General features: G+C 65.7%; 16 protein-coding genes and 1 rRNA gene. 10 read left to right on the plus strand and 7 right to left on the minus strand.

Features of this window, described 5'->3' with window-relative positions:
- Positions 1 to 11 precede the first annotated feature (11 nt).
- From rrf to ACP7EY_RS13055, 3 genes are all read left to right on the plus strand, one after another.
- Positions 12 to 124 (plus strand): 5S ribosomal RNA (rrf, locus tag ACP7EY_RS13045).
- Between the two features lie 212 nt (positions 125 to 336).
- Positions 337 to 810: a cytochrome c-550 PedF gene (pedF, locus tag ACP7EY_RS13050; RefSeq protein ID WP_426194175.1), complete on the plus strand. Its 474-nt coding sequence runs from the start codon at positions 337 to 339 to the stop codon at positions 808 to 810.
- A gap of 53 nt (positions 811 to 863) precedes the next feature.
- Positions 864 to 1,658, plus strand: coding sequence for a substrate-binding periplasmic protein (locus tag ACP7EY_RS13055; RefSeq protein ID WP_426194177.1), 795 nt, complete (start codon positions 864 to 866; stop codon positions 1,656 to 1,658).
- A 33-nt stretch (positions 1,659 to 1,691) separates the two neighbouring features.
- On the opposite strand, the gene ACP7EY_RS13060 is transcribed toward ACP7EY_RS13055, so the two are convergent.
- Positions 1,692 to 3,833 (minus strand): TonB-dependent receptor family protein, encoded by a 2,142-nt coding sequence (locus ACP7EY_RS13060; RefSeq protein ID WP_426194179.1) that lies wholly within the window; start codon positions 3,831 to 3,833, stop codon positions 1,692 to 1,694.
- Between the two features lie 174 nt (positions 3,834 to 4,007).
- On the opposite strand from ACP7EY_RS13060, the gene ACP7EY_RS13065 reads away from it, so the two are divergent.
- The 7 genes from ACP7EY_RS13065 to ACP7EY_RS13095 all read left to right on the plus strand — a co-directional run bounded on the left by ACP7EY_RS13065 (position 4,008) and on the right by ACP7EY_RS13095 (position 13,405).
- Entirely contained in the window at positions 4,008 to 4,940 is a 933-nt protein-coding gene (locus ACP7EY_RS13065; RefSeq protein ID WP_426194181.1) for a beta-propeller fold lactonase family protein, read from the plus strand.
- Between the two features lie 163 nt (positions 4,941 to 5,103).
- The gene (adh, locus tag ACP7EY_RS13070; RefSeq protein WP_426194183.1) at positions 5,104 to 6,624 is read left to right on the plus strand and encodes an aldehyde dehydrogenase; all 1,521 of its coding nucleotides are present in this window, start codon (positions 5,104 to 5,106) and stop codon (positions 6,622 to 6,624) included.
- Between the two features lie 9 nt (positions 6,625 to 6,633).
- Positions 6,634 to 7,041, plus strand: a complete 408-nt coding sequence (locus tag ACP7EY_RS13075; protein WP_426194185.1) for a DUF779 domain-containing protein — start codon at positions 6,634 to 6,636, stop codon at positions 7,039 to 7,041.
- A 72-nt stretch (positions 7,042 to 7,113) separates the two neighbouring features.
- Positions 7,114 to 8,832, plus strand: coding sequence for a methanol/ethanol family PQQ-dependent dehydrogenase (locus ACP7EY_RS13080; RefSeq protein WP_426194496.1), 1,719 nt, complete (start codon positions 7,114 to 7,116; stop codon positions 8,830 to 8,832).
- A 318-nt stretch (positions 8,833 to 9,150) separates the two neighbouring features.
- On the plus strand, positions 9,151 to 10,305 hold the full coding sequence (locus ACP7EY_RS13085) for a porin (protein ID WP_426194187.1): 1,155 nt from the start codon (positions 9,151 to 9,153) through the stop codon (positions 10,303 to 10,305).
- 20 nt (positions 10,306 to 10,325) lie between these two features.
- On the plus strand, positions 10,326 to 12,428 hold the full coding sequence (locus ACP7EY_RS13090) for a 4Fe-4S binding protein (RefSeq protein WP_426194189.1): 2,103 nt from the start codon (positions 10,326 to 10,328) through the stop codon (positions 12,426 to 12,428).
- Positions 12,425 to 13,405, plus strand: a complete 981-nt coding sequence (locus ACP7EY_RS13095; protein WP_426194191.1) for an FAD:protein FMN transferase — start codon at positions 12,425 to 12,427, stop codon at positions 13,403 to 13,405. Before ACP7EY_RS13090 ends, ACP7EY_RS13095 begins: the two co-directional genes overlap by 4 nt.
- Positions 13,406 to 13,431: 26 nt before the next feature.
- Here the strand turns inward: ACP7EY_RS13095 and ACP7EY_RS13100 are convergent, their stop codons facing one another.
- The 6 genes from ACP7EY_RS13100 to ACP7EY_RS13125 form a co-directional block, all read right to left on the minus strand.
- On the minus strand, positions 13,432 to 15,366 hold the full coding sequence (locus ACP7EY_RS13100) for a sigma-54-dependent Fis family transcriptional regulator (protein WP_426194193.1): 1,935 nt from the start codon (positions 15,364 to 15,366) through the stop codon (positions 13,432 to 13,434).
- Between the two features lie 212 nt (positions 15,367 to 15,578).
- Positions 15,579 to 16,433 (minus strand): lysophospholipase, encoded by an 855-nt coding sequence (locus tag ACP7EY_RS13105; protein ID WP_426194195.1) that lies wholly within the window; start codon positions 16,431 to 16,433, stop codon positions 15,579 to 15,581.
- Positions 16,433 to 16,777, minus strand: a complete 345-nt coding sequence (locus tag ACP7EY_RS13110) for a DUF1840 domain-containing protein (RefSeq protein WP_426194197.1) — start codon at positions 16,775 to 16,777, stop codon at positions 16,433 to 16,435. Before ACP7EY_RS13110 ends, ACP7EY_RS13105 begins: the two co-directional genes overlap by 1 nt.
- Positions 16,778 to 16,873: 96 nt before the next feature.
- Complete coding sequence (locus tag ACP7EY_RS13115; RefSeq protein WP_426194199.1) at positions 16,874 to 18,418, minus strand: putative ABC transporter permease subunit; 1,545 nt, start codon at positions 18,416 to 18,418, stop codon at positions 16,874 to 16,876.
- Positions 18,415 to 19,170, minus strand: coding sequence for an ABC transporter ATP-binding protein (locus ACP7EY_RS13120; RefSeq protein ID WP_426194201.1), 756 nt, complete (start codon positions 19,168 to 19,170; stop codon positions 18,415 to 18,417). Before ACP7EY_RS13120 ends, ACP7EY_RS13115 begins: the two co-directional genes overlap by 4 nt.
- A gap of 7 nt (positions 19,171 to 19,177) precedes the next feature.
- Positions 19,178 to 19,738, minus strand: coding sequence for a hypothetical protein (locus tag ACP7EY_RS13125; protein WP_426194203.1), 561 nt, complete (start codon positions 19,736 to 19,738; stop codon positions 19,178 to 19,180).
- Between the last annotated feature and the right edge of the window lie 28 nt (positions 19,739 to 19,766).

The following is a 19,766-nucleotide window of genomic DNA, read 5'->3' on the forward strand; positions in this document are numbered from 1 at the left end:
TACAAGTTATGCCTGATGACCATAGTAAATCGGTACCACCCCTTCCCATCCCGAACAGGACCGTGAAACGATATTACGCCGATGATAGTGCTGCAACCAGTGTGAAAGTAGGTTATCGTTAGGCTAGTTATAGTGAGAAAACCCCGTACAGCGATGTGCGGGGTTTTTTTACGTCTGCAGTATCGACCGGCGGCGCCGTCACACAGTGTGCTACTGTCGACTGCGACACCTGTTCCAATCTGACACAGGCCTGTTCCGATTGCGGGGCAGCGCGGCGTGGCATGGCATTTGCTCTTACCTGATGATTCATCCAACAATCATCAGCAGGAGACATCCATGCAACACCCCTACCGCAAACTGGCCCTGGCCCTCACCGTGTCGGCCGCTGCGCTGACCTCGTTTTACGCGGCCGCCCACGGCAACGTCACCCCGCAAGCCGTCGACACCACGGGACTGCCCGTGCTGGGCGATAAATGGCGCGAAGACAATCCCTATAAAACCAACAAGCTCGCGCTGAAGATCGGCACCTCGGCCTATAACCAGAACTGTGCGCGCTGCCACGGCATCGAGGCCATCTCCGGCGGCATCGCCCCCGACCTGCGCCAGCTCGACAAGGACTGCGTGGGGCTCAAAGCGGAGGCGAAGAAGGCCGCCTGCTTCAAGGAGATGGATGGGTATTACCTGACCTCGGTCCGCCATGGCAAAGTGCGCAACGGCGCCGTCTACATGCCGCCGTTTGAGGGGGTGTTCAACCAGGAGGCGATGTGGGCCATCAAGACCTACCTTGAATCGCGGCGGGAGACACAGTGAGACGCCCAGTGAGAAGCCCGGTGAGCGCCGTCGCCGCCCGCCGGCGCGCATGTTTGGCCCTGGCCCTGGCCCTGTGCGCTGCCGTGCCCGCACGCGCCGACTGGCTCAGAATCGCCCAATCGGGCCACCTGAAGGTGGCGGTGTACACCGAGTTCCTGCCGTTCTCCGACAAGGACGCGGGCATCGACGTCGACCTGGCCAGGGCGCTGGCGGCCCGGCTGGGCCTGAAACTGAGCCTGCTGCCATTCCCCGCCGGCGAGAATCTCGATGACGACTTGCGCAACATGGTGTGGAAGGGCCACTACCTGGGCTACGGTCCGGCCGACGTCATGCTGCACGTTCCCGTCGACCGGCGCCTGATGGCGCAGAACGACAAGGTGCACATCTTCGCGCCGTATCACGTCGAGACGGTGCGCCTGGCGAGAAGCGCGAAGACGATACCGCAGTTCGACGGCCTCGACTCGCTCGCCGGCAAGCGCATCGGCGTTGAAAAGGTGTCGATCGCGGCGATGGTGATGCTGGGCGAAGCCAATGGCAAATTCCGCGACACTGTCCGCATCTTCCCGACGGCGATCGAGGCCGCCGCCGCCCTGAAAAACGGCGAACTCGATGCCGTGCTGGCCACCCGCTCGGAGATCGAGTCGGTACTCAAGGGCGATCCCGCATTCCCCCTCGAGGAAGTGGCGTTCCAGCGCCTGCCGCGCGCGGGCTGGGCGGTCGGCATGGCGGTGCGCAAGGACGATACGGAGATGGCGACCAGGCTGCAGGCGGCCATCAACGAGATGGCGGCAAATGGCGAATTGAAAGCCATCTTCGCCAGGTACGGGGTACAGGCGGTCAAACCTTAGCGAGGGGGGCGGGCCGCGCCGCCCGCTGCCGTCCTAAAACGCGTAAGCGGCGCTGATGCCCGCCATCCAGTTGCGCCCCGGCGCCGCCTCGTAGTAACGCTTGTTGGTGTCGCCGACGATCAGCGAGCCCACATACTGGCGGTCCAGCAGATTATTCACCCTGACGAACTGCTTGAAGCGCCACGGCCCCAGTTCCTGGCGGGCGTTGATGCGCGCGTTGATGATAGCGTAGCCGGGCGCCGGGATCTCGGCGTTGGCGTCTTCCGCGTAGGCGCGGGTGCTGGCGACGCCCTCGAGCGCGGCGCCGAAGCGGCCGCTGGCATCCTTCCACGCCAGTTCGGCAAAACCGTTCGCGTTCGGCACGCCCGGCAGGCGGCTGCCCTGGGCGACGGCGCCGAAGCCCTGGTCGTAGACGGCGCGCAGGGCGGTGAGGGCGAGGCGGGCGCTCAAGCCCCCGCCCAGGTTGGCGTCGACCGACACCTCGGCGCCCTGGCGCAAGGTCTTGCTGGCGTTCTTGTAGCTGGTGCGTCCGCCGGCGGCGCTGTCGACCACGAGTTCGTCGGTGGTACGCACCTGGAACAGGGCGGCGTTGATGCGCGTGCTGCCGCCGACGATGGCCTTGGCGCCCACTTCCAGGTGGGTGCTCTCGGCCGCCTTCAGGCCGAAATTGAAGCCGCCGCCCGTGCCCGAATAAAACAGTTCGTTCAAGGTCGGCGTTTCGAAGCCGCGCGCCGCGCTGGCATAGACATTCAGGTTCGGATCGATCTTGTAGAGGGCGCCCAGCACCGGCGTGGTGTGGCTGTAGTTGACGCCGCCGCTGTCGTTGCCATTGCCGAGGAAGGCGTCGTCGACGCGCACTGTCAGGCGGCTGTGGCGTACCCCGCCCGTGAGCACCCAGGCGCCGCCTTTCCACTCCGTTTGCGCGTAGGGGTCGAGGCTTGAGAGCACGTCCTGCTCATCGCGGCGCAGATTGCCCTGCACGCCGAACTGGTTGCCGATGAAGTTCTCGTAGCCTTTGCGGGCGTCGCTCGAGTGGCCGTAGTCAAGGCCGACGGTGGTGGTGAGCTTGCCGCCGCCCAGCGCCCGCACGAAGGCGTAGTTGACGTCGGCGCCGTAAAAATCGCGGTCGAAATCGACCACGCCGCCCGAGTGGGTCGACGCTGCCTGAAACGCCTTCGAGAAGGCCTGGAACTGGCGTACCTGGCGGTTGCCGCCATATACCATCAGGTGCAGGCGGTCGTCGCCGAACTGCTGGTCCCAGGCCAGGCCGGCCTGGGTGTGGCGGATGTCCTTGCGGGTGGCGTAGCGATCGGCCAGGGTGCGCTTGGGCGTTTGCGTGTCGGTGGTGTCGGTCTCGCCGGCGCGCGGGTCGCGCTGGTAGGTCGCCCAGGTCACGCCCAGCGGATCCTCGGTGGCGTCCTGGCGCAGCGTGTTGGCCACCAGGGTCAGTTTGCCGCCCTCGGCGGGGCGCATGGTCAGCTTGGCGAAGCCCTGGTCGCGCGTGGCGGCGCTGTGCGCGCGGTAGCCGTCGGTGTCGAAGCGCGAGGCGTCGAGCACGTAGCCGATGCCGCTGGCGGCGCCCTGGGCGTTGACGTCGATCTTGCTGCTGCCGTAGCTGCCCCCGCTGACGGTCGATTCGAGCGTCGGCCGGCCTTCGCCGTCGCGCGTGACGAGCTGAATCACGCCACCCGAGTGGTTGCCGTAGATCGCGGAAAATGGCCCGCGCAGCACTTCGATGCGTTCGGCCATGTCGAGGTTGAAGGCGGACGGCTGGCCTTGGCCGTCGGGCATGGTGGCCGGCACGCCGTCGCTGATCAGGCGCACGCCGCGCACGCCGAAGGCCGAGCGGGCGCCGAAGCCGCGCGAGGAAATCTGCAAATCCTGCGCGTAGTTCTGGCGGTTCTGCGCCACCAGGCCCGGCACCGCGGCCAGGGCTTCGGAGGCGTTGACGCGCATCTGGCCATCGCGGATGCGGGCGGCGTCGACGACGTCGATGGCGGCGGGCAAATCGAAACTGCTGTGCTCGAGGCGGCTGGCACTGATGACGACGACGTCCATCGGCTGCTGCGGTGGCGGTGGCGCCACGGGCGTGTCGGCGGCGGCGGCGAAACCGGCGGCGGGCGCCAGCACGGCAAACAGGCTGGCAACGGCTTTCAAGCGGAACGGCGCAAGCATGGATTCTCCAGAAAAAGAACGGACATTTTAAGTATTAAGCAATATACCTGCCATGCCAGATGCTGCACCGCACACTTGGCGCTGTCGCCGCCCCGCTGCACATGGCACGGTGCTTGCAGCGTTTTACGCAGGCGCGCAGCCGCGCGCGAGGATCGATCGTCAAAGGGTTTTACCGTGAAAAAATCGCTACTGTTTGCGCTGCTGTGTTCGGCAGGCCTGGCCGGCGCCGCACCGTTTGCCTATGTCCCCAATGAAAAATCGGGCACCGTCAGCGTGATCGACACCGCCACCGACACCGTCGTGCGCGAAATTGCCGCCGGTAAGCGTCCACGCGGCATCGCCGTCGCCCCCGGCGGCGCCCGCCTGTTCGTCAGCGACGCCAGCGCCAACGTCCTGCTCAGCTTGCCCACCGGCGGCGAGCGCCGTGGCAGCACGCCGCTGGGCAAGTCGCCCGAGGGCGTCGGCATCGCCGCCGACGGCCGCCTGGTCGCCGTGGCCGTCGAAGAAAGCAATAGCGTGACCCTGATCGACGCCGCAAGCGGCGCCGTGGTGGCCGACATCAAGGTGCAGGGCAAAAATCCGGAACACGCCGTCTTCAGCCCCGATGGCCGCTGGCTGCTGGTATCGGCCGAGGAGGCCGAGCAGGTCGACGTGATCGATGTCGCCGCCCGCCGCCAGGTGGGCAGCATCGCCGTGGGCCTGCGCCCGCGCGGCATCGGTTTTACGCCGGACGCCACGCGCGCCTACGTCGCCTGCGAGCTCGTCAACACGGTGTATGCGATCGACCTGGCCAGCCGCAAGGTGATCGCCACCATCCCCGCCGGCAAGAATGCCAACGGCATCGCCATGGCTCCCGATGGCAAGCAGGTGTGGGTGTCGAACGGCACCGACGGCACCGTGATGCGGATCGACACGGCAAAGAACGTCATCACCGCTACCGTGCCGGTCGGCAAGCGTCCGTGGAATATGGCCATCACGCCCGACGGCGCCAAGTTGTATGTGGCCAACGGTCGTTCCAACAGTGTCTCCGTCATCGACACGGCCAGCGCGCGCAAGCTGGCCGACATCGCGGTGGGGGAATTGCCCTGGGGTGTCGTCATCGAGTGAACGGAAACGTGACACCTGTTCCATTCTGGATCAACTGATCGGCACAGTCGCCCGCTGCCAGCCCCGCAAACGGGCTGGCACGGTGTTTGCGAATCCTCTGGGTGTGAACAAGCACACCGTCGGCCCAGACGGCATCCATTACAACACCACACTAGAGGACGACATGAATCTCGCGGACATCAGCAAACTGGGCGTTGCCAATCCCTTCAAGCAACGCTATGACAACTACATCGGCGGCAAGTTCGTCGCCCCCGTCAAGGGCGCATATTTCGCCAACATCACGCCCATCACCGGGCAGCCGTTTTGCGAAATCGCCCGCTCGACGGCCGAGGACATCGAACTGGCGCTCGACGCCGCCCACGCCGCCAAGGATGCCTGGGGCAAGACCTCGCAGACCGAGCGCGCCAATATCCTCAACAAGATTGCCGACCGTATCGAGCAGAACCTGACCCTGGTGGCCACGGCCGAGACCATCGACAACGGCAAGCCGATCCGCGAAACCATGGCCGCCGACATCCCGCTGGCGATCGACCATTTCCGCTATTTTGCCGGCTGCATCCGCGCCCAGGAAGGCTCGGTCGCCCAGATCGATCACGAGACCTATGCTTACCATTTTCACGAACCGCTGGGCGTGGTGGGCCAGATCATTCCGTGGAACTTCCCGATTCTCATGGCTGTGTGGAAACTGGCGCCCGCGCTGGCGGCCGGCAATTGCGTGGTGCTCAAGCCGGCCGAGCAGACGCCCGCGTCGATCATGGTGTTGATCGAGCTGATCGGCGATTTGCTGCCGCCGGGCGTGCTCAACATCGTCAACGGCTTTGGCCTGGAAGCGGGTAAGCCGCTGGCCTCGAACAAGCGCATCGCCAAGATCGCCTTTACGGGCGAGACCGGCACCGGCCGCCTGATCATGGGCTACGCTGCGCAGAACCTGATTCCCGTCACGCTCGAACTGGGTGGCAAGTCGCCCAATATCTTCTTCGAAGACGTGATGGATGCCGACGACGACTTCTTCGACAAGTGCCTGGAAGGCTTCGCCATGTTCGCCCTCAACCAGGGCGAAGTGTGCACCTGCCCCTCGCGCGTGCTGATCCAGGAATCGATCTACGAAAAATTCATCGAACGGGCCCTGCAGCGGGTGGCCGCCATCAAGCAGGGCAATCCGCTGGACGCCTCGACCATGATCGGCGCCCAGGCCTCGCAGGAGCAGCTGGAAAAAATCCTGTCCTACCTCGACATCGGCAAACAGGAAGGGGCCCAGTTGCTGGCCGGCGGCGCGCGCAATACGCAAGAGGGGGATCTGGCCGGCGGCTACTACGTCACCCCCACCGTGTTCAAGGGCGACAACAAGATGCGCATCTTCCAGGAAGAAATTTTTGGACCAGTCGTCTCCGTCACCACCTTCAAGGATGAAGCGGACGCCTTGCGCATTGCCAACGACACCCTGTACGGCCTGGGCGCCGGCCTGTGGACGCGCGACGGGTCGCGCGCCTTCCGCGTGGGTCGCGCCATCCAGGCGGGCCGCGTGTGGACCAATTGCTACCACCTGTACCCGGCCCACGCCGCCTTCGGTGGCTACAAGCAGTCCGGCATCGGCCGCGAGAATCACAAGATGATGCTCGACCATTACCAGCAGACCAAGAACCTGCTGGTGAGCTACAGCCCGAAAGCGCTGGGTTTCTTTTAAGGACATGCCATGAACCACGCGCTGGCCCGGGTGGTGGCCACCGATGCCGCCCTACAGATGATTGCCGAATTACGCCAGAAGCACGGTCCGCTGATGTTTTTCCAGTCCGGCGGCTGCTGCGATGGCAGCACGCCGATGTGTTACCCGGCCGGCGAATTCCATCTCAGCGACACCGATGTCTACCTGGGCAACCTGGGCGGCGCGCCGTTCTACATGGGACTCGAACAGTTCGCCTATTGGGAGCACACGCAGCTGATCATCGACGTCGTCAACGGCAATGGCGGCATGTTCTCGCTCGACAACGGCACGGGCCGGCGTTTTCTGACCCGGTCCCGCTTGTTCACGGACGACGAGTGCCGCCAGTTGCAGAACGCCGGCGCGGCCCCGCGTCATCCTGCGCAGGAAGCAGGCACATAGCACTACAGCAGCGCATAACCATAAGACCAAAACAGGAGAAAGATTGTGCAGAAGAAAATCATCACGGGATGTGTGCTGGGCTTGGCCGCGGTCGCGGCGGTCCAGGCGGCCAACGTCACCCAGGCCATGCTGTCGAACACGGCCAAAGACCCGAAAAGCGTGCTGTCGTTCGGCATGGGCACGGAAGGGCAGCGCTATTCGCCGCTGACGCAAATCAATACGCAAAACGTCGCCAGGCTCACGCCCGCCTGGTCGATGTCGTTTGGCGGCGAAAAGCAGCGGGGCCAGGAATCGCAGCCGCTCATTCACAACGGCAAGATGTTCGTCACCGCCTCGTACTCGCGCATATTTGCCGTCGACCTGAAAACCGGCAGCAAGCTGTGGAAGTACGAGCACCGCCTGCCGGACGGCATCATGCCCTGTTGCGATGTGGTCAACCGTGGCGCCGCCCTGTTCGGCAACTTGGTGATTTTCGGCACGCTCGACGCCCAACTGGTGGCGCTCGACCAGGACACCGGCAAAGTGGTGTGGAAGGAAAAAGTCGACGATTACGCGGCCGGCTATTCGATGACGGCCGCGCCCCTGATCGCCAAGGGCATGTTGCTCACGGGCGTGTCCGGCGGCGAGTTCGGGGTGGTGGGGCGCGTCGAGGCGCGCGACCCGATGACGGGCCAGCTGATCTGGTCGCGTCCCACCGTCGAAGGCCACATGGGCCACAAGTACGACAAGGACGGCAAGGCCAGCGACAACGGCATCTCCGGCACCACCAACAAGACCTGGCCGGGCGATCTGTGGAAAACCGGTGGCGCCTCCACCTGGATGGGCGGCACCTACGACGAAAGTACGGGCCTGGCCTATTTCGGCACGGGCAATCCGGCGCCGTGGAACAGCCACCTGCGTCCCGGCGACAATCTGTATTCGTCCTCGACGGTGGCGATCGACCCCAGCACGGGCCTGATCAAATGGGCCTACCAGAATACCCCGAACGACTCCTGGGATTTCGACGGCGCCAACGAGTTCGTCACCTTCGACATGGACGGCAAGCGCTACGGCGGCAAGGCCGACCGCAACGGCTTTTTCTACGTCATCGACGCCAACAACGGCAAGCTGCAGAACGCCTTCCCCTTCGTTAAAAAAATCACCTGGGCCAGCAGCATCGACCTGAAAACGGGACGGCCGAATTTCATTGCCGCCAACCGCCCCAGCGATCCCACCAAGGGGGAAGATGGCAAGAAGGGCAGCACCGTGTTTTCGGCGCCCGCCTTCCTGGGCGCCAAGAACCAGATGCCGATGGCCTACAGCCCCCAGACCAGGCTGTTCTATGTGCCCGCCAACGAATGGGGCATGGACATCTGGAATGAGCCGATCAGCTACAAGAAGGGCGGCGCCTTCCTGGGCGCGGGCTTTACCATCCGTCCCCTCAACGACGACTACATCGGCGCCATGCGCGCGATCGATCCGAAGACGGGCAAGATTGTCTGGGAAAACAAGAATGTGGCGCCGCTGTGGGGTGGCGTGATGTCCACCGCGGGCGGCCTGGTGTTCTACGGCACGCCGGAAGGCTTCCTCAAAGCGGTCGACGCCAGGACGGGCAAGGAACTGTGGAAGTTCCAGACCGGCTCGGGCGTGGTGGCGCCGCCCGTCACCTGGATCGACGGTGGCGTCCAGTACGTCGCCGTGGTCTCGGGCTGGGGTGGCGCGGTGCCGCTGTGGGGCGGCGAGGTGGCGAAAAAAGTCAATTTCCTCGAACAGGGCGGTTCCGTGTGGGTGTTCAAACTGCCCAAGGCGTGATGACGTTGGTGAGGACTTCGCTCCTGGGACCTTCGCGCGGTTGATTGTCTCCTCGGCGTGAATGGGGCGAATTTGATGGCGGCTTCGGCCGCCATTTTTTTATTTTTAGTATAAACGCTATAAATGATTGTTCGGTGGTGGCGCCTGTATCGGAAACGATCAGAAACTGAACAGGTGCTGGCTCAGTTGATCCGATCCGCAACAAGGCGCCGCCGTCGCCGCCGGCATTGCCTCCTTATTCGACGGGCACGCTATTTGCCACAGAGGGGGTACATCGTCACGATGTGTCCATCAATAAAACAACACGAGGAGAGACGGATGAACAAGATCATTCTGGCCGGCGCACTGGCCGCGCTGAGCCTGCAAAACGCCCACGCAGTCGACATCAAGACGGGCGACTGGACGGTGTCGGTGGGCGGCATCGTCAACGCCTATTACACGGCCGTGTCGTGCTCGGGCGACGCCGTCGGCGGGCTGGCGCTGGGCGCCCAGGCGCTCGGTTGCGGCGGGCAGGGCGATCGCACCACCATCGGCAACGGCCTGCTGCCGAACGGCCTGATCACCTCGGCCTCCACCAACAGCGGCGGCTACGACGTCAAGGCCCTGATCGGCATTTATAACTCCACCGCCACCGACAGCGCCATCGGCCAGAACAGCGTGGTCGACGTGCGCCAGGCATTTTTTACCTTCGGCAACGCCAGCATGGGCACCGTCAAGCTGGGCCGCGACTACGGCATCTTCGGCGCCAACGCCATTCTCAGCGACATGACCCTGATGGGCGCCGGCGCTCCCGTGCAAGCGACCCAGCGGGGCCGGGTGGCGCTCGGTCACATCGGCGCCGGCTACAGCTACCTGGGCAACTACGGCCAGATCAGCTACAGCCTGCCCAAGTCGGCCTCGGGCTTCGGCTTCGATGTCGGCCTGATGAGTCCGGTATCTGACACCCCGGTCGTCAGCGGCGCCATCTACACCACCAAGTCCAGCCCGCAACTACAGGCGCAAGTGACGATGACGGGGGAACATGTCAAAGCCTGGCTGGGTGCCAAGACGCAAAAGTTCAATGGGGCCACGCCCGGCATCGGCGACCTCACCATGACGGGCCTCGAACTGGGCGCGTCCTGGACCATGGGCGACCTGGGGCTGTTGGGCAATGTGCAGGGCGGCAAGGCGCTGGGCATCCTGTCGGACGCCGACCAGGGCGACACCAAGTCGAAAAATTATTTTGTCCAGGGCACCTATAAAACCTCGGACAAGCTCAAGCTGGGCATCAGTTACGGCATGAGCAAAAATGACGACAACACCGCCGGCACCCGCGGCCTGAAGTCGAACGCCAACCTGACGCTGGGCGCCTATTACTCGCTCAACAGCCTGATCACGCTGGTGGGCGAGGCGGGCCAGACCCGCTCGAAAGCGTTCAACGGGCAAACGGCCCGCATGAATGGCGCCGCGCTGGGCGGCATCATTTTCTTCTAAGGTAAGGGGCCGGCGTGCGCATGTGGCGAGGATTGTTCCTGTGGCTCCTGTGCCTGTCGACGGGGGCCGCGCACGCCGGCGTGTTGAACAAGACGGACCTGGCGCGCCGTTTTCCCGCGCCGCTGCTGGTGGGCGACAAGCAGGCCGATCTGCCCGTCTGGCCCCTGTTCAAGCAGAACGCCACGGCGACGGCGCTGGTCGGCTATGTGTTCGAGTCGGTCGACCTGGCGCCCATCCCCGGTTTTTCCGGCGTGCCCGTCAACCTGCTGGTGGCGATCGATGCGCAGGGCAGTTTTATGGACGTGGCCGTGCTGTCGCACCATGAACCGGTGTTTCTCGACGGCCTGGGCGAAGCGCCCCTGTTCGCCTTCGTCAAGCAGTACCAGGGCCTGTCGCTCAAACAATCGCTGCAGATTGACAGCAAGGCCAAGCGCAGCAATCTGCCCGATGGCAGCCGCGCCTACCTGGACGGCGTTTCCAAGGCAACCGCCTCGGTCCGCATCATCAACCAGAGCGTGCTATCGGCGGCCTTGAAGGTGTCACGCAAAAAACTCGGCTTCGGCGAGGGCGCCGAGCCGGACCAGCTCGCCCGCGTGCGCACCGAGTTGTTCGAGCGAAAGGATGGCACCAGCCTGCTGGCGGACGGCTTGATCGCTCACCTGCGCCTGACCAATCGCGACGTCGAGCACTTGTTCAAAGGCAGTCCCGGCGCCGGCCTCGATCCCGTCGCGCTGGCGCAGCCGGACGCCGTGTTCATCGACCTGGTGATCGCGCTCGCCTCGGTGCCCACCATCGGCCGCAACCTGCTGGCCCCGGCCAGCTGGACCAGGCTGCAACACCGGCTCGAGCCGGGCGACCATGCGCTGCTGGTGCTGTCGCAGGGCCGTTACGGCATCTTGCACGATGACTTCGTGCGCGGCAGCATTCCCGAGCGCCTCGTCCTCAAGCAGGACAATCTGCCCTTCGACATGCGCGACCTCGACCTGGACCTGCGCCTGTCCCAGCCGGCTTCCCTGCCGTCCGACAGCGTCACCGTGCTGCGCGTGATTGGCCAGGCCGGCCTCGATCCGGCGCGGCCGTTTGCCTTCACCCTGCCCATCACCCGCCTCAAGGGCATGATCTACCCGGAAAAAATTACCCGCGACGTGGCGTTCACCCTGCAACTGCCCGCGCGCTTTGTCATCGCGCCGGCCGCCAGCGACAAGGCCTGGGGCGGGCTCTGGCGCAGCCGTCGCATCGAGCTGGCCATCCTGGCCGGCGCCTTGCTGGTGCTCACGGCCGCGCTGCTGATGCAGGCGCGGCTGACGGCGAACGGGCGGCGCTTCGCCTGGTTCCGCTGGGGCTTTTTGCTGTTTACGATCGGCTTCATCGGCTACACCGCCCAGGGCCAGCTGTCGATCGTCAACATTACCAGCATCATCCAGGCGCTGCTGGCCGGGCGCACTCTCAGCTTCCTGCTCTACGATCCCATCAGCGTGGTGCTGCTGGCGTACACGGCCGTGAGCCTGCTGGTGTGGGGACGCGGCACCTTTTGTGGCTGGCTGTGTCCGTTCGGCGCCCTGCAGGAAGTGGTCGGCAAGCTGGCCGCCTGGGGCAAGCTGCCCCAATGGCGCTTCAAGGCGCATACCGATGCCCGCTTGAAATGGCTGAAATATCCGCTGCTGGGCGCCATCGTGGTGAGCGCGGGGCTGGCGCCGGCGCTCACCGACCAGCTGGTCGAACTGGAGCCGTTCAAGACCGCCATCACCCTCAACTTCGTGCGCGCCTGGCCCTTCGTCGCCTGGGCGCTGGGCTTGCTGTTGCTGGGCGCCTTCGTCTACAAATTTTTTTGCCGCTACCTGTGCCCGTTCGGCGCCGCGCTGGCGCTGCTGGGACGCGTGCGCCTGTTCGCCTGGATCCCCCGCCGCGAGCAATGCGGCACCGCCTGCCAAAGTTGCCGCCATCGCTGCGACTACCAGGCGATCGCGCCCAGCGGCAAGGTGGCGTACGAGGAGTGTTTTCAATGCATGGATTGCGTGGTGATATACCACAGCGACGATCAGTGCGCGCCCCTGATCATGGAGAAAAAGCGCGCCCGCACGATTCCCATCACACCCGTGGTCCAGTTCAAGGAGACACCATGAAACGCCGCAGCTTCTTGAGCGCCTCGCTGGGCGGCATGGCGGCGGCCGCCAGCGGCTGCGGCGCGTCCGGCGCGCGCCTGCACAGCGGCGCCGCGCTCGCTTTCGGCACCACCATTACCGTGGCGGTGCTGCACGAGGACGCCCAACTGGCGCGCGCGGCCATCGACGCCGCGCTGGCGCAGGCGGCGCACGTCGATCGCCTGATGAGCATCCACGATCCCGCCAGCCAGTTGTGGGCGCTCAACCGCGACGGCGCCCTCGCGCAGCCCCATGCCGATCTGCTGGCGGTGCTGCGCCAGGCCCAGGCGCTGTCGGCCTTGACGCGGGGCGCCTTCGACATCACCGTGCAGCCCCTGTGGCTGGCGTTTCGCCAGGCTGCCGAGCGCGCCGGCCTGCCCAGCGCGGCGCAGCAGGCCCAGGGCCGCGCCCGCGTGGGCTGGAAACGGGTGGTGGTCGAGGACGCGCGCATCCGCCTGATCGGCAAGAACGTGGCCGTGACCCTCAATGGCCTGGCGCAAGGGTATGCCGCCGACCTGGCGCTGGCGGCCGTGCGCACCCATGGCATCGAGCACGCCTTGCTCGACACGGGCGAATTCGCCGCCCACGGCAGAAACCAGGCGCAGCAGGCGTGGACCATCGGCGTGGCCGATCCCCGTGACAGCGAGGCCATGGCGGGCGTTGTCGGCCTCGACGGGCGCGCCCTGGCCACCTCGGGCGACTACGCCGCCGCCTTCACGGCCGACTTCGTCCATCACCACATTTTCGATCCCGCCACGGGCGACTCACCCACCGAGCTGGCCAGCGTGTCGGTGGTGGCGCCCAGCGCCATGCTGGCCGACGGCCTGTCGACGGCGTTCATGGTGATGGGGGCGAAAAAATCGCATGCGCTGGCGGCGACCCTGGCCGGGGTCGACTTAATGAGCATCAACAAGCGGGGCGTGGTGTGGCGCTCGCCCGGCTTTCCGCTGGCGCTGTGAGGGCCGGCCGTGCCGGCCCGCGCCGCCTATTTCAGGTGCGGCAGCTTGCGGTAGATGGTGTTTCTCGATACCCCCAGCGCGCGCGCCGTCGCCGACACGTTGCCGCCGTGCGCCTCCAGCGACTTGACGATGACGGACTGTTCCATCTCTTCCAGGTTGGCGCCGGCCGCCACCATGCGCGCGGCGTCGATGGCGGGCGCGCCGTCGTGGTCCACGTCGATGTCATCGAGAAAATCGTCGGGCATGTGCTGCAAGCCGATTTCGACCTCGTCGCCGGCCATGATGATGGCCGTGCGCAGCAGGTTGGTGAGCTGGCGGAAATTGCCCGGCCACTTGTGCCGGTGGAACATGGCGAGCACGGCCTCGGACACGCTGTGCCGCTCGCCATTCGATTCGGTGGCGAGGATTTTGCGCACCACCGTGTCCAGGTCGGTGCGCTCGCGCAGGGGCGGCAGTTTGACGACCAGGCCGTTGAGGCGGTAGTACAAGTCTTCGCGGAACAGGCCGCGGGCCATGCGCTCGCGCAAATTGTGATTGGTTGCGCAAATGAGTTCGACATTGACGGGAATCGACTTGCCGCTGCCCAGCGGCGTCACCATGCGTTCCTGCAGCACCCGCAACAGCCGCGCCTGCAAGCCGAAGGGCATGTCGCCGATTTCATCGAGGAACAAGGTGCCGCCATTGGCCTGCAAGATCTTGCCGATCGCCCCTTTCTTGCGCGCGCCCGTGAAGGCGCCGTCTTCGTAGCCGAACAATTCGGACTCGATCAGGGTTTCCGGGATGGAGGCGCAATTGACCGCCACGAAGGGGCCCATGCCGCGGGGCGAATCGTTGTGGATGGCCTGGGCCAGCAATTCCTTGCCGGTACCCGTTTCGCCCATGACCAGGATGGGAATGTCGCGGCCCAGCACTTTATTGACCTTGGCAATGAGCTGTTCGATTTGCGGGTCGCCCGTGTTCAGGTAGCGCAGGCCCGACAGGCGGCGCGCGTTCTGGGCCGACTGGACCGACTGGGCGGGCGCCGCTGGCGGGCTGGCGGGCAACCGTTCGCTGCCGCTGGCGATCGCCTGCACCTCGCGCGCCAGGCGCAGCTGGGCGCGGCCGTACACGCGCACGCCGCTGTGCATGCACAGGTTCAACAGGCCGGGGGCGGCGGTGCGGTAATGGTCGTAGATGCTCGAGACGGGCATGCCGAACAGCGAGCTGAAGGTATGCGACTGCAGGGCCGAAAAGGACAGGCCCAGTTGAAACAGGCCGTTGCGGTTGGCCGACAGGAAGCGCCCGCCCGGCGTGAACGAGGCGATGCCTTCCATCAGGGTGCCGATGAATTCGGGCCGCGCATGAAAGTGCAGGGTGATCGCCTCTTCGAAGGTGGCGGCAAACAGCTGGTTTTCGATCATCAGCGCGGACATGCGCACCAGCGCCATGGTGTGCTTGTGAAAGCTGCGCTGGTCGCCCGAAACGTCGAGCACGCCGATGACCTTGCCCTGGTGGTCGGAAATGGGCGCCGCCGAGCAGGTGAGGAAATGGTTGGCCGCCAGGTAGTGCTGATCGGCATGCACGAGCGCGGGCGCTTTTTCCGCGATCGCCGTGCCGATGGCGTTGGTGCCCCGGCTCTGTTCCGACCAGGCCACGCCCGGTTGCAGCGCCACCCGGTTGGCTTTTTCCAGGAAATCGGCGTCGCCCAGCGAGTGCACGATGACGCCGCTCGCGTCCGTCAGGATCACCATATTGTGGGTGTTGACGATCTGCTGGTACAAGGTTTCCATCGCGGGCAGCGCGTGCAGGTGCAGCATGCGGTTGCGTTCGATCAGCAGCTTCAGGTCGTTGAGGGCCAGGGGGCTGACATCGGGCTGTGCGCTGGGGCACAAGCCATACGACAGCGATCGCTGGTGGGACGTTGCGATGACACCGGGGACGTTCTCATTCCACCGCATCGTCGGGCTGGCTGTTGCATGCATGAATTGTCTCCATATGGCCCCTGGGGAGCTCTATATCTGGCACGGCGCTGTGACAAACTGCAGCAACTGCTCCAAATTGGAACAGCTGGAGGCGTGCCGCTTCGGCAGGCAATGGCATAGCGCAGATCTGTGACTGTCCCCTTCAAAGGGGGCAATGTCAAGCTAAACGAAGCAAGCTTGATGCCATGCGGGAGCACGAGCTTGGCGCGCGATCAGGGAAGGGCGATCTGGCCGGCACCGTGCAGCCAGGCGCGCAGGTCGTCAAAGGCGAGGGCGGCGTCGGGCTCGTTGAAAATCTCGTGGAACATGGGTTCGTACACGCGCAGTTGCGCGAGATGGGGCGGCAATTTTTCGTAGAAACGCAGGGCGCCGGCCGGATCGACGGCGCGGTCGCTGCCGGCCACGAGCAGCAAGGTGGGCACGCTCATGCTGGCGGCGTCGCGCTGGCAGTCGTCGATGGCGCGCAGCATCGAGCGCAACAGGCGTGCACTGATGCGCGCATGCACGAGCGGATCGGCCTTGTAGGCGGCGACGACGGCGGCGCTGTGGCACAAGCTGGCAGGATTGATGCCATTGGGCACGCCCAGCCAGGGCACGAGCGTTTCGGCCACCCGCAGCAAGGCGCGCTCGACGGGGGTGAGGCGCAGCGCCAGCGCGGGCGAAGACAAGATGAGTCCGCGCAAGGGCGCGCGCTGGGACAGGGCGAAACGGGCGGCGAACAGGCCGCCCATGCTGTGGCCGAACAGAAACGGAGGCGCGCTGTAGCGGTCGGCGAAGTCGTCGATGATGATCTGCGCATCCTGCAGCAGCGGCTCACCGTGGATGACGTCGCCACGCCGGCCCTCCGAGCGGCCGTGGCCCCGGTGATCGTAGCAGCGTACCGACAGGCCGCAGCTGTTAAAAAAATCAGCCACGTGCCGATAACGGCCGCTGTGTTCGCCAAGACCATGCATGACGACGACGCTGCCGCGCGCCTGGCCCGGCGGCAGCAAGCTGTCGGTCACGTGCAGCAGGGTCCCGTCGGCGGCGCTGATCTGGTGGCTGCCGAGCGCCACCAGGTGCGGCATTAGACGCCCCAGAGAACGTCGTTGCCGCCGTCGCGCGAGGCGCGCAGCATTTCCAGCAGGGGGAAGGCGCGCGTGCTGAAGCTGACCAGCTGGGCCCCTTCGTGATCGCTGTCTTCGGTCGCTTCGCTGTGGTGGGCCTTGACGTCACGCTGCATGTCGTCGGAGGCGGCATGGGCGCGCGTGTCGGCGATTTCTTTTTCCAGCAGTTGCACGGCCTGGGGCGCCTCGGCGGACGTGATGACGCCCCGATCGACCTGCTTGCCCAGCAGATCGAGAATGCGCTTGGCGTGCTCCTTGTACATGGTGACGTCGGCGGCCGCTTTGGAGTGGAAGGTAATTAACATAAAGGGATGGTCTCTCTAAAATAAGGCGGCAATGGCGAAACGATAACACGAGACGCGCGCTGGCTCAGGTCCCAAGCGTGCGCACGTATTGACTGATCAAGCACGCTGGCGCCGCCACCAGGCCAGCGCCAGCAAACCGCACAGGATGGTGAACAGGACGGCGCCCACCGGCGCCATCCATGACCCGGCCCGGCCCGCTTGCGCCAGCATCAGCACCACCCAGGCCAGGCCGGTCCAGGCCAGCGCGGTGGCCAGCTCAAAAAAATTGCTCAGAAAATTGCCCTTGGCGCGCAGGCGGAAATCGCTGCGCGCGGCCGGCCGGGCGCACCAGCGCACCACCAGCGCGGCGTTGGCGCTGGCGCCCGCCACGCACAGCCACAGCAGCAGCGCCGCGCGCGGCTGGCGCAGGCCGATCCAGATCAGCGGCGCCACCATCAGCAGCAGCGTCGGCACGACCGCCGCGGCCAGCTTGGCGCGCGCGATCGTCGATGACCGTGCGGGCGAGGCGCGCAGCAGGTCGGGCGCGTCTTCGGCGGCGATGATCAGCCACGCCAGCGCCGTCGTCAGCGAGGTGCACAGGAAAATGAGCGAGGCGCCCAAGCCCGGGATCACGGTGGCGGACTTGAACACCAGCATGAACGACAGGGGCAGCAGGTACAGCAGTTGCAGCAGCACCTGGGAAATGAGTTGCGGGTCGCGCACGATCAGGCGCCACTCCTTGAGCAGCACGGTGACCGCCAGGCTGCGCCGAAAACGGTAGCGCTGGCCGCCCGCGGGCGCGGCGCTGCTGCGCACCAGGCTGACCGCCTGCTGCACGCCGTGCACAAAAAAGCCGTGCGTAAAATGGACGGTGAGGGCGAAGGCGGTCGCCCCCAGCACGGCGATGGTGAGCAGGGGAAGGGCGTCGCCCAGCGCGGCGCGGCCGGGCAGCCACAGCACGCTGTCCGGGCCAAACGCCGCGCCCGCCACCGTGTGCGCCTCGACCCAGGCAAGCAACCGTTGCTGGGTCGGCCCCAGGGTGTTGGCATAGACTTGCGAGAGCAGGAAAAACACGGCGCCCACCAGCGCGCCCAATACCTGGCCCACCACGCGCGTGCGGCGGATGCCGATGGCGCGCACCAGCGCCAGCGTGAGGAGCATCGACAGCGAAGCGGCCAGCGCCGCCGTGCCCAGCACCACCGGATACAGTGCCAGCCAGCGGGGCTGACCCGTGAGCAGGCCGATGTGGGCGAACGGCGTGAGCAGGAACAGGTAGAGGCTGGCGCTGCCGATCACCACGGCGGCCAGGCGCACCACGAAAATGCTGCGCGAAGGCAGGGGCGAGGACAGCAGCAAATCGAGGTCGCCCCGCTCGAACAGCACTTCGACGCTGGCCTTGAGACCCTGCGAGAGCATCATGCTCAAGGTCACCGCGTACAGCAGCGTGATGGCGGTCAGGCGCGCCTGATCGAAGGCGCCGGCGGCGCCGGGCCCGTCCCCGATCAGCTTGAAGGCAAAGGCGTGCAGGGCCAGCTGGGCCAGCGCCAGCAGGGCCAGGTTGCTGCGGCTGGGGCCGCGCCGGCTGGCACCACCGAGCCGGTACACATACAGGCGCAGCTCGTGGCGCAGCAGCCACAGCGCACTGCCGGCCCGCAAGTTCACGCCTGGCCCGTCAATTGCAGGAACACGTCTTCCAGGGTGGCCTGGCTGGCGCCCTCAGTGGCGTCGCCGCTCTGGCTGCGCAATTGATCGAGGGTGCCCTGGGCAATCAATCTGCCGTGCTGAATGATGCCGATGCGCTGGGCCATCCGCTCGGCCACCTCGAGGATATGGGTGGTGAGCAGCACGGTGCCGCCCTTGCGTGTGTGTTCCAGCAACAGGTCCTTGACCTGGCGGGCGGCGGCGGCATCGAGTCCCGTCAAGGGCTCGTCGAGGATCAGCAATTGCGGCTCGTGGATCAGGGCGCCGGCCAGCGCCAGCTTCTGTTTCATGCCGCGCGAAAAGCCTTCAGTCAGTTCGTGGGCGTGGCGCGTCAGATCGAGCCAGTCGAGCAAGTGGCGCGCGCGCGCTTCGGCCACGTCCGCCTCGACGCCCCACAGGCCGGCGACAAATTCGAGGTACTCGGTGGGCTTGAGCTTGGCGTACAGCATGGGCTCGTCGGGCAGGTAGGCGATGGCCTGCTTGGCGCGCGCCGGGTCCTTGGCCAGGTCGACGCCCAGCACTTCCACCGTGCCCGCGTCGGGTGCGAGCAGGCCGGCGACCATGCGCAAGGTGGTGGTCTTGCCGGCGCCATTCGGCCCCAGCAAGGCATACAGCTCGCCCTGTTGCACGGTCAGATCGAGGCGATCGACGGCGGGGCGGCCGAAATGCTTGGTCAGGCCGTGCAGGCGCAGGGCAGGCGGCAAGGCGTTCATGGGCGCCTCACTGTAATTTGAACGAGCTCATGAACTGCTCGACCTGCTCCGCGGGCATCGCCTGTTCCTTGCCCATCACGATCACCTGGTAAAAGCGCTTCTCGCGCGCTTCGAAGTGGCCGATCAGTTTGATGGGGGCGCCGTTGCGCGTGCCGCTGGCCTCGACATCGAGGGCGGCGCGCTGGCCGCTGGCGCTCGACGATTGGGCGCTGGCTTTTTCGCGGGTGACGGTGGCGCCGATATTGCGCACCAGTGCCGTCTTCATGGCGCCCAGTGCGGCGCTGGCCCTGGCCGCATCGGGCGCCTCGGCGCTGCCGACGGCGTACATGGTGCCGTCGCGGTCGACCGCCGTCATGGTCATTTCCACCTTCAGGCCGTCGAGGTCGATGGTGCGCTTGTGCACGGAAGGCTTGTCAGGAAACATGATGCGGTAGGGCGCATCGGGGCTGCTGTAGTCGCGCAAGTTGTTGGCGGCGCTGCAGGCGAGGATCGTCAGGCTGACGGCAAGTGCCAGCAGCAAGCGTGACAAACGGGCGACGGTGGAACCGGTAGGGGAGGGCATGGTCATGGTTTGATGGTAGCAGGGCCGGGGGCGG

This window comes from Massilia sp. DWR3-1-1, from assembly GCF_049898325.1.
In the GTDB taxonomy this organism is placed as follows: Bacteria; Pseudomonadota; Gammaproteobacteria; order Burkholderiales; family Burkholderiaceae_D; genus JAFCUW01.

Excerpts from the sequence above, each read along its gene's own strand:
- pedF (WP_426194175.1), top strand. The coding sequence starts at position 337 with ATGCAACACCCCTACCGCAAACTGGCCCTGGCCCTCACCGTGTCGGCC.
- ACP7EY_RS13120 (WP_426194201.1), bottom strand. The coding sequence starts at position 19,170 with ATGAACGCCTTGCCGCCTGCCCTGCGCCTGCACGGCCTGACCAAGCAT.
- ACP7EY_RS13075 (WP_426194185.1), top strand. The coding sequence starts at position 6,634 with ATGAACCACGCGCTGGCCCGGGTGGTGGCCACCGATGCCGCCCTACAG.
- ACP7EY_RS13060 (WP_426194179.1), bottom strand. The coding sequence starts at position 3,833 with ATGCTTGCGCCGTTCCGCTTGAAAGCCGTTGCCAGCCTGTTTGCCGTG.
- adh (WP_426194183.1), top strand. The coding sequence starts at position 5,104 with ATGAATCTCGCGGACATCAGCAAACTGGGCGTTGCCAATCCCTTCAAG.
- ACP7EY_RS13110 (WP_426194197.1), bottom strand. The coding sequence starts at position 16,777 with ATGTTAATTACCTTCCACTCCAAAGCGGCCGCCGACGTCACCATGTAC.
- ACP7EY_RS13105 (WP_426194195.1), bottom strand. The coding sequence starts at position 16,433 with ATGCCGCACCTGGTGGCGCTCGGCAGCCACCAGATCAGCGCCGCCGAC.
- ACP7EY_RS13095 (WP_426194191.1), top strand. The coding sequence starts at position 12,425 with ATGAAACGCCGCAGCTTCTTGAGCGCCTCGCTGGGCGGCATGGCGGCG.
- ACP7EY_RS13090 (WP_426194189.1), top strand. The coding sequence starts at position 10,326 with ATGTGGCGAGGATTGTTCCTGTGGCTCCTGTGCCTGTCGACGGGGGCC.
- ACP7EY_RS13100 (WP_426194193.1), bottom strand. The coding sequence starts at position 15,366 with ATGCATGCAACAGCCAGCCCGACGATGCGGTGGAATGAGAACGTCCCC.
- ACP7EY_RS13085 (WP_426194187.1), top strand. The coding sequence starts at position 9,151 with ATGAACAAGATCATTCTGGCCGGCGCACTGGCCGCGCTGAGCCTGCAA.
- ACP7EY_RS13125 (WP_426194203.1), bottom strand. The coding sequence starts at position 19,738 with ATGACCATGCCCTCCCCTACCGGTTCCACCGTCGCCCGTTTGTCACGC.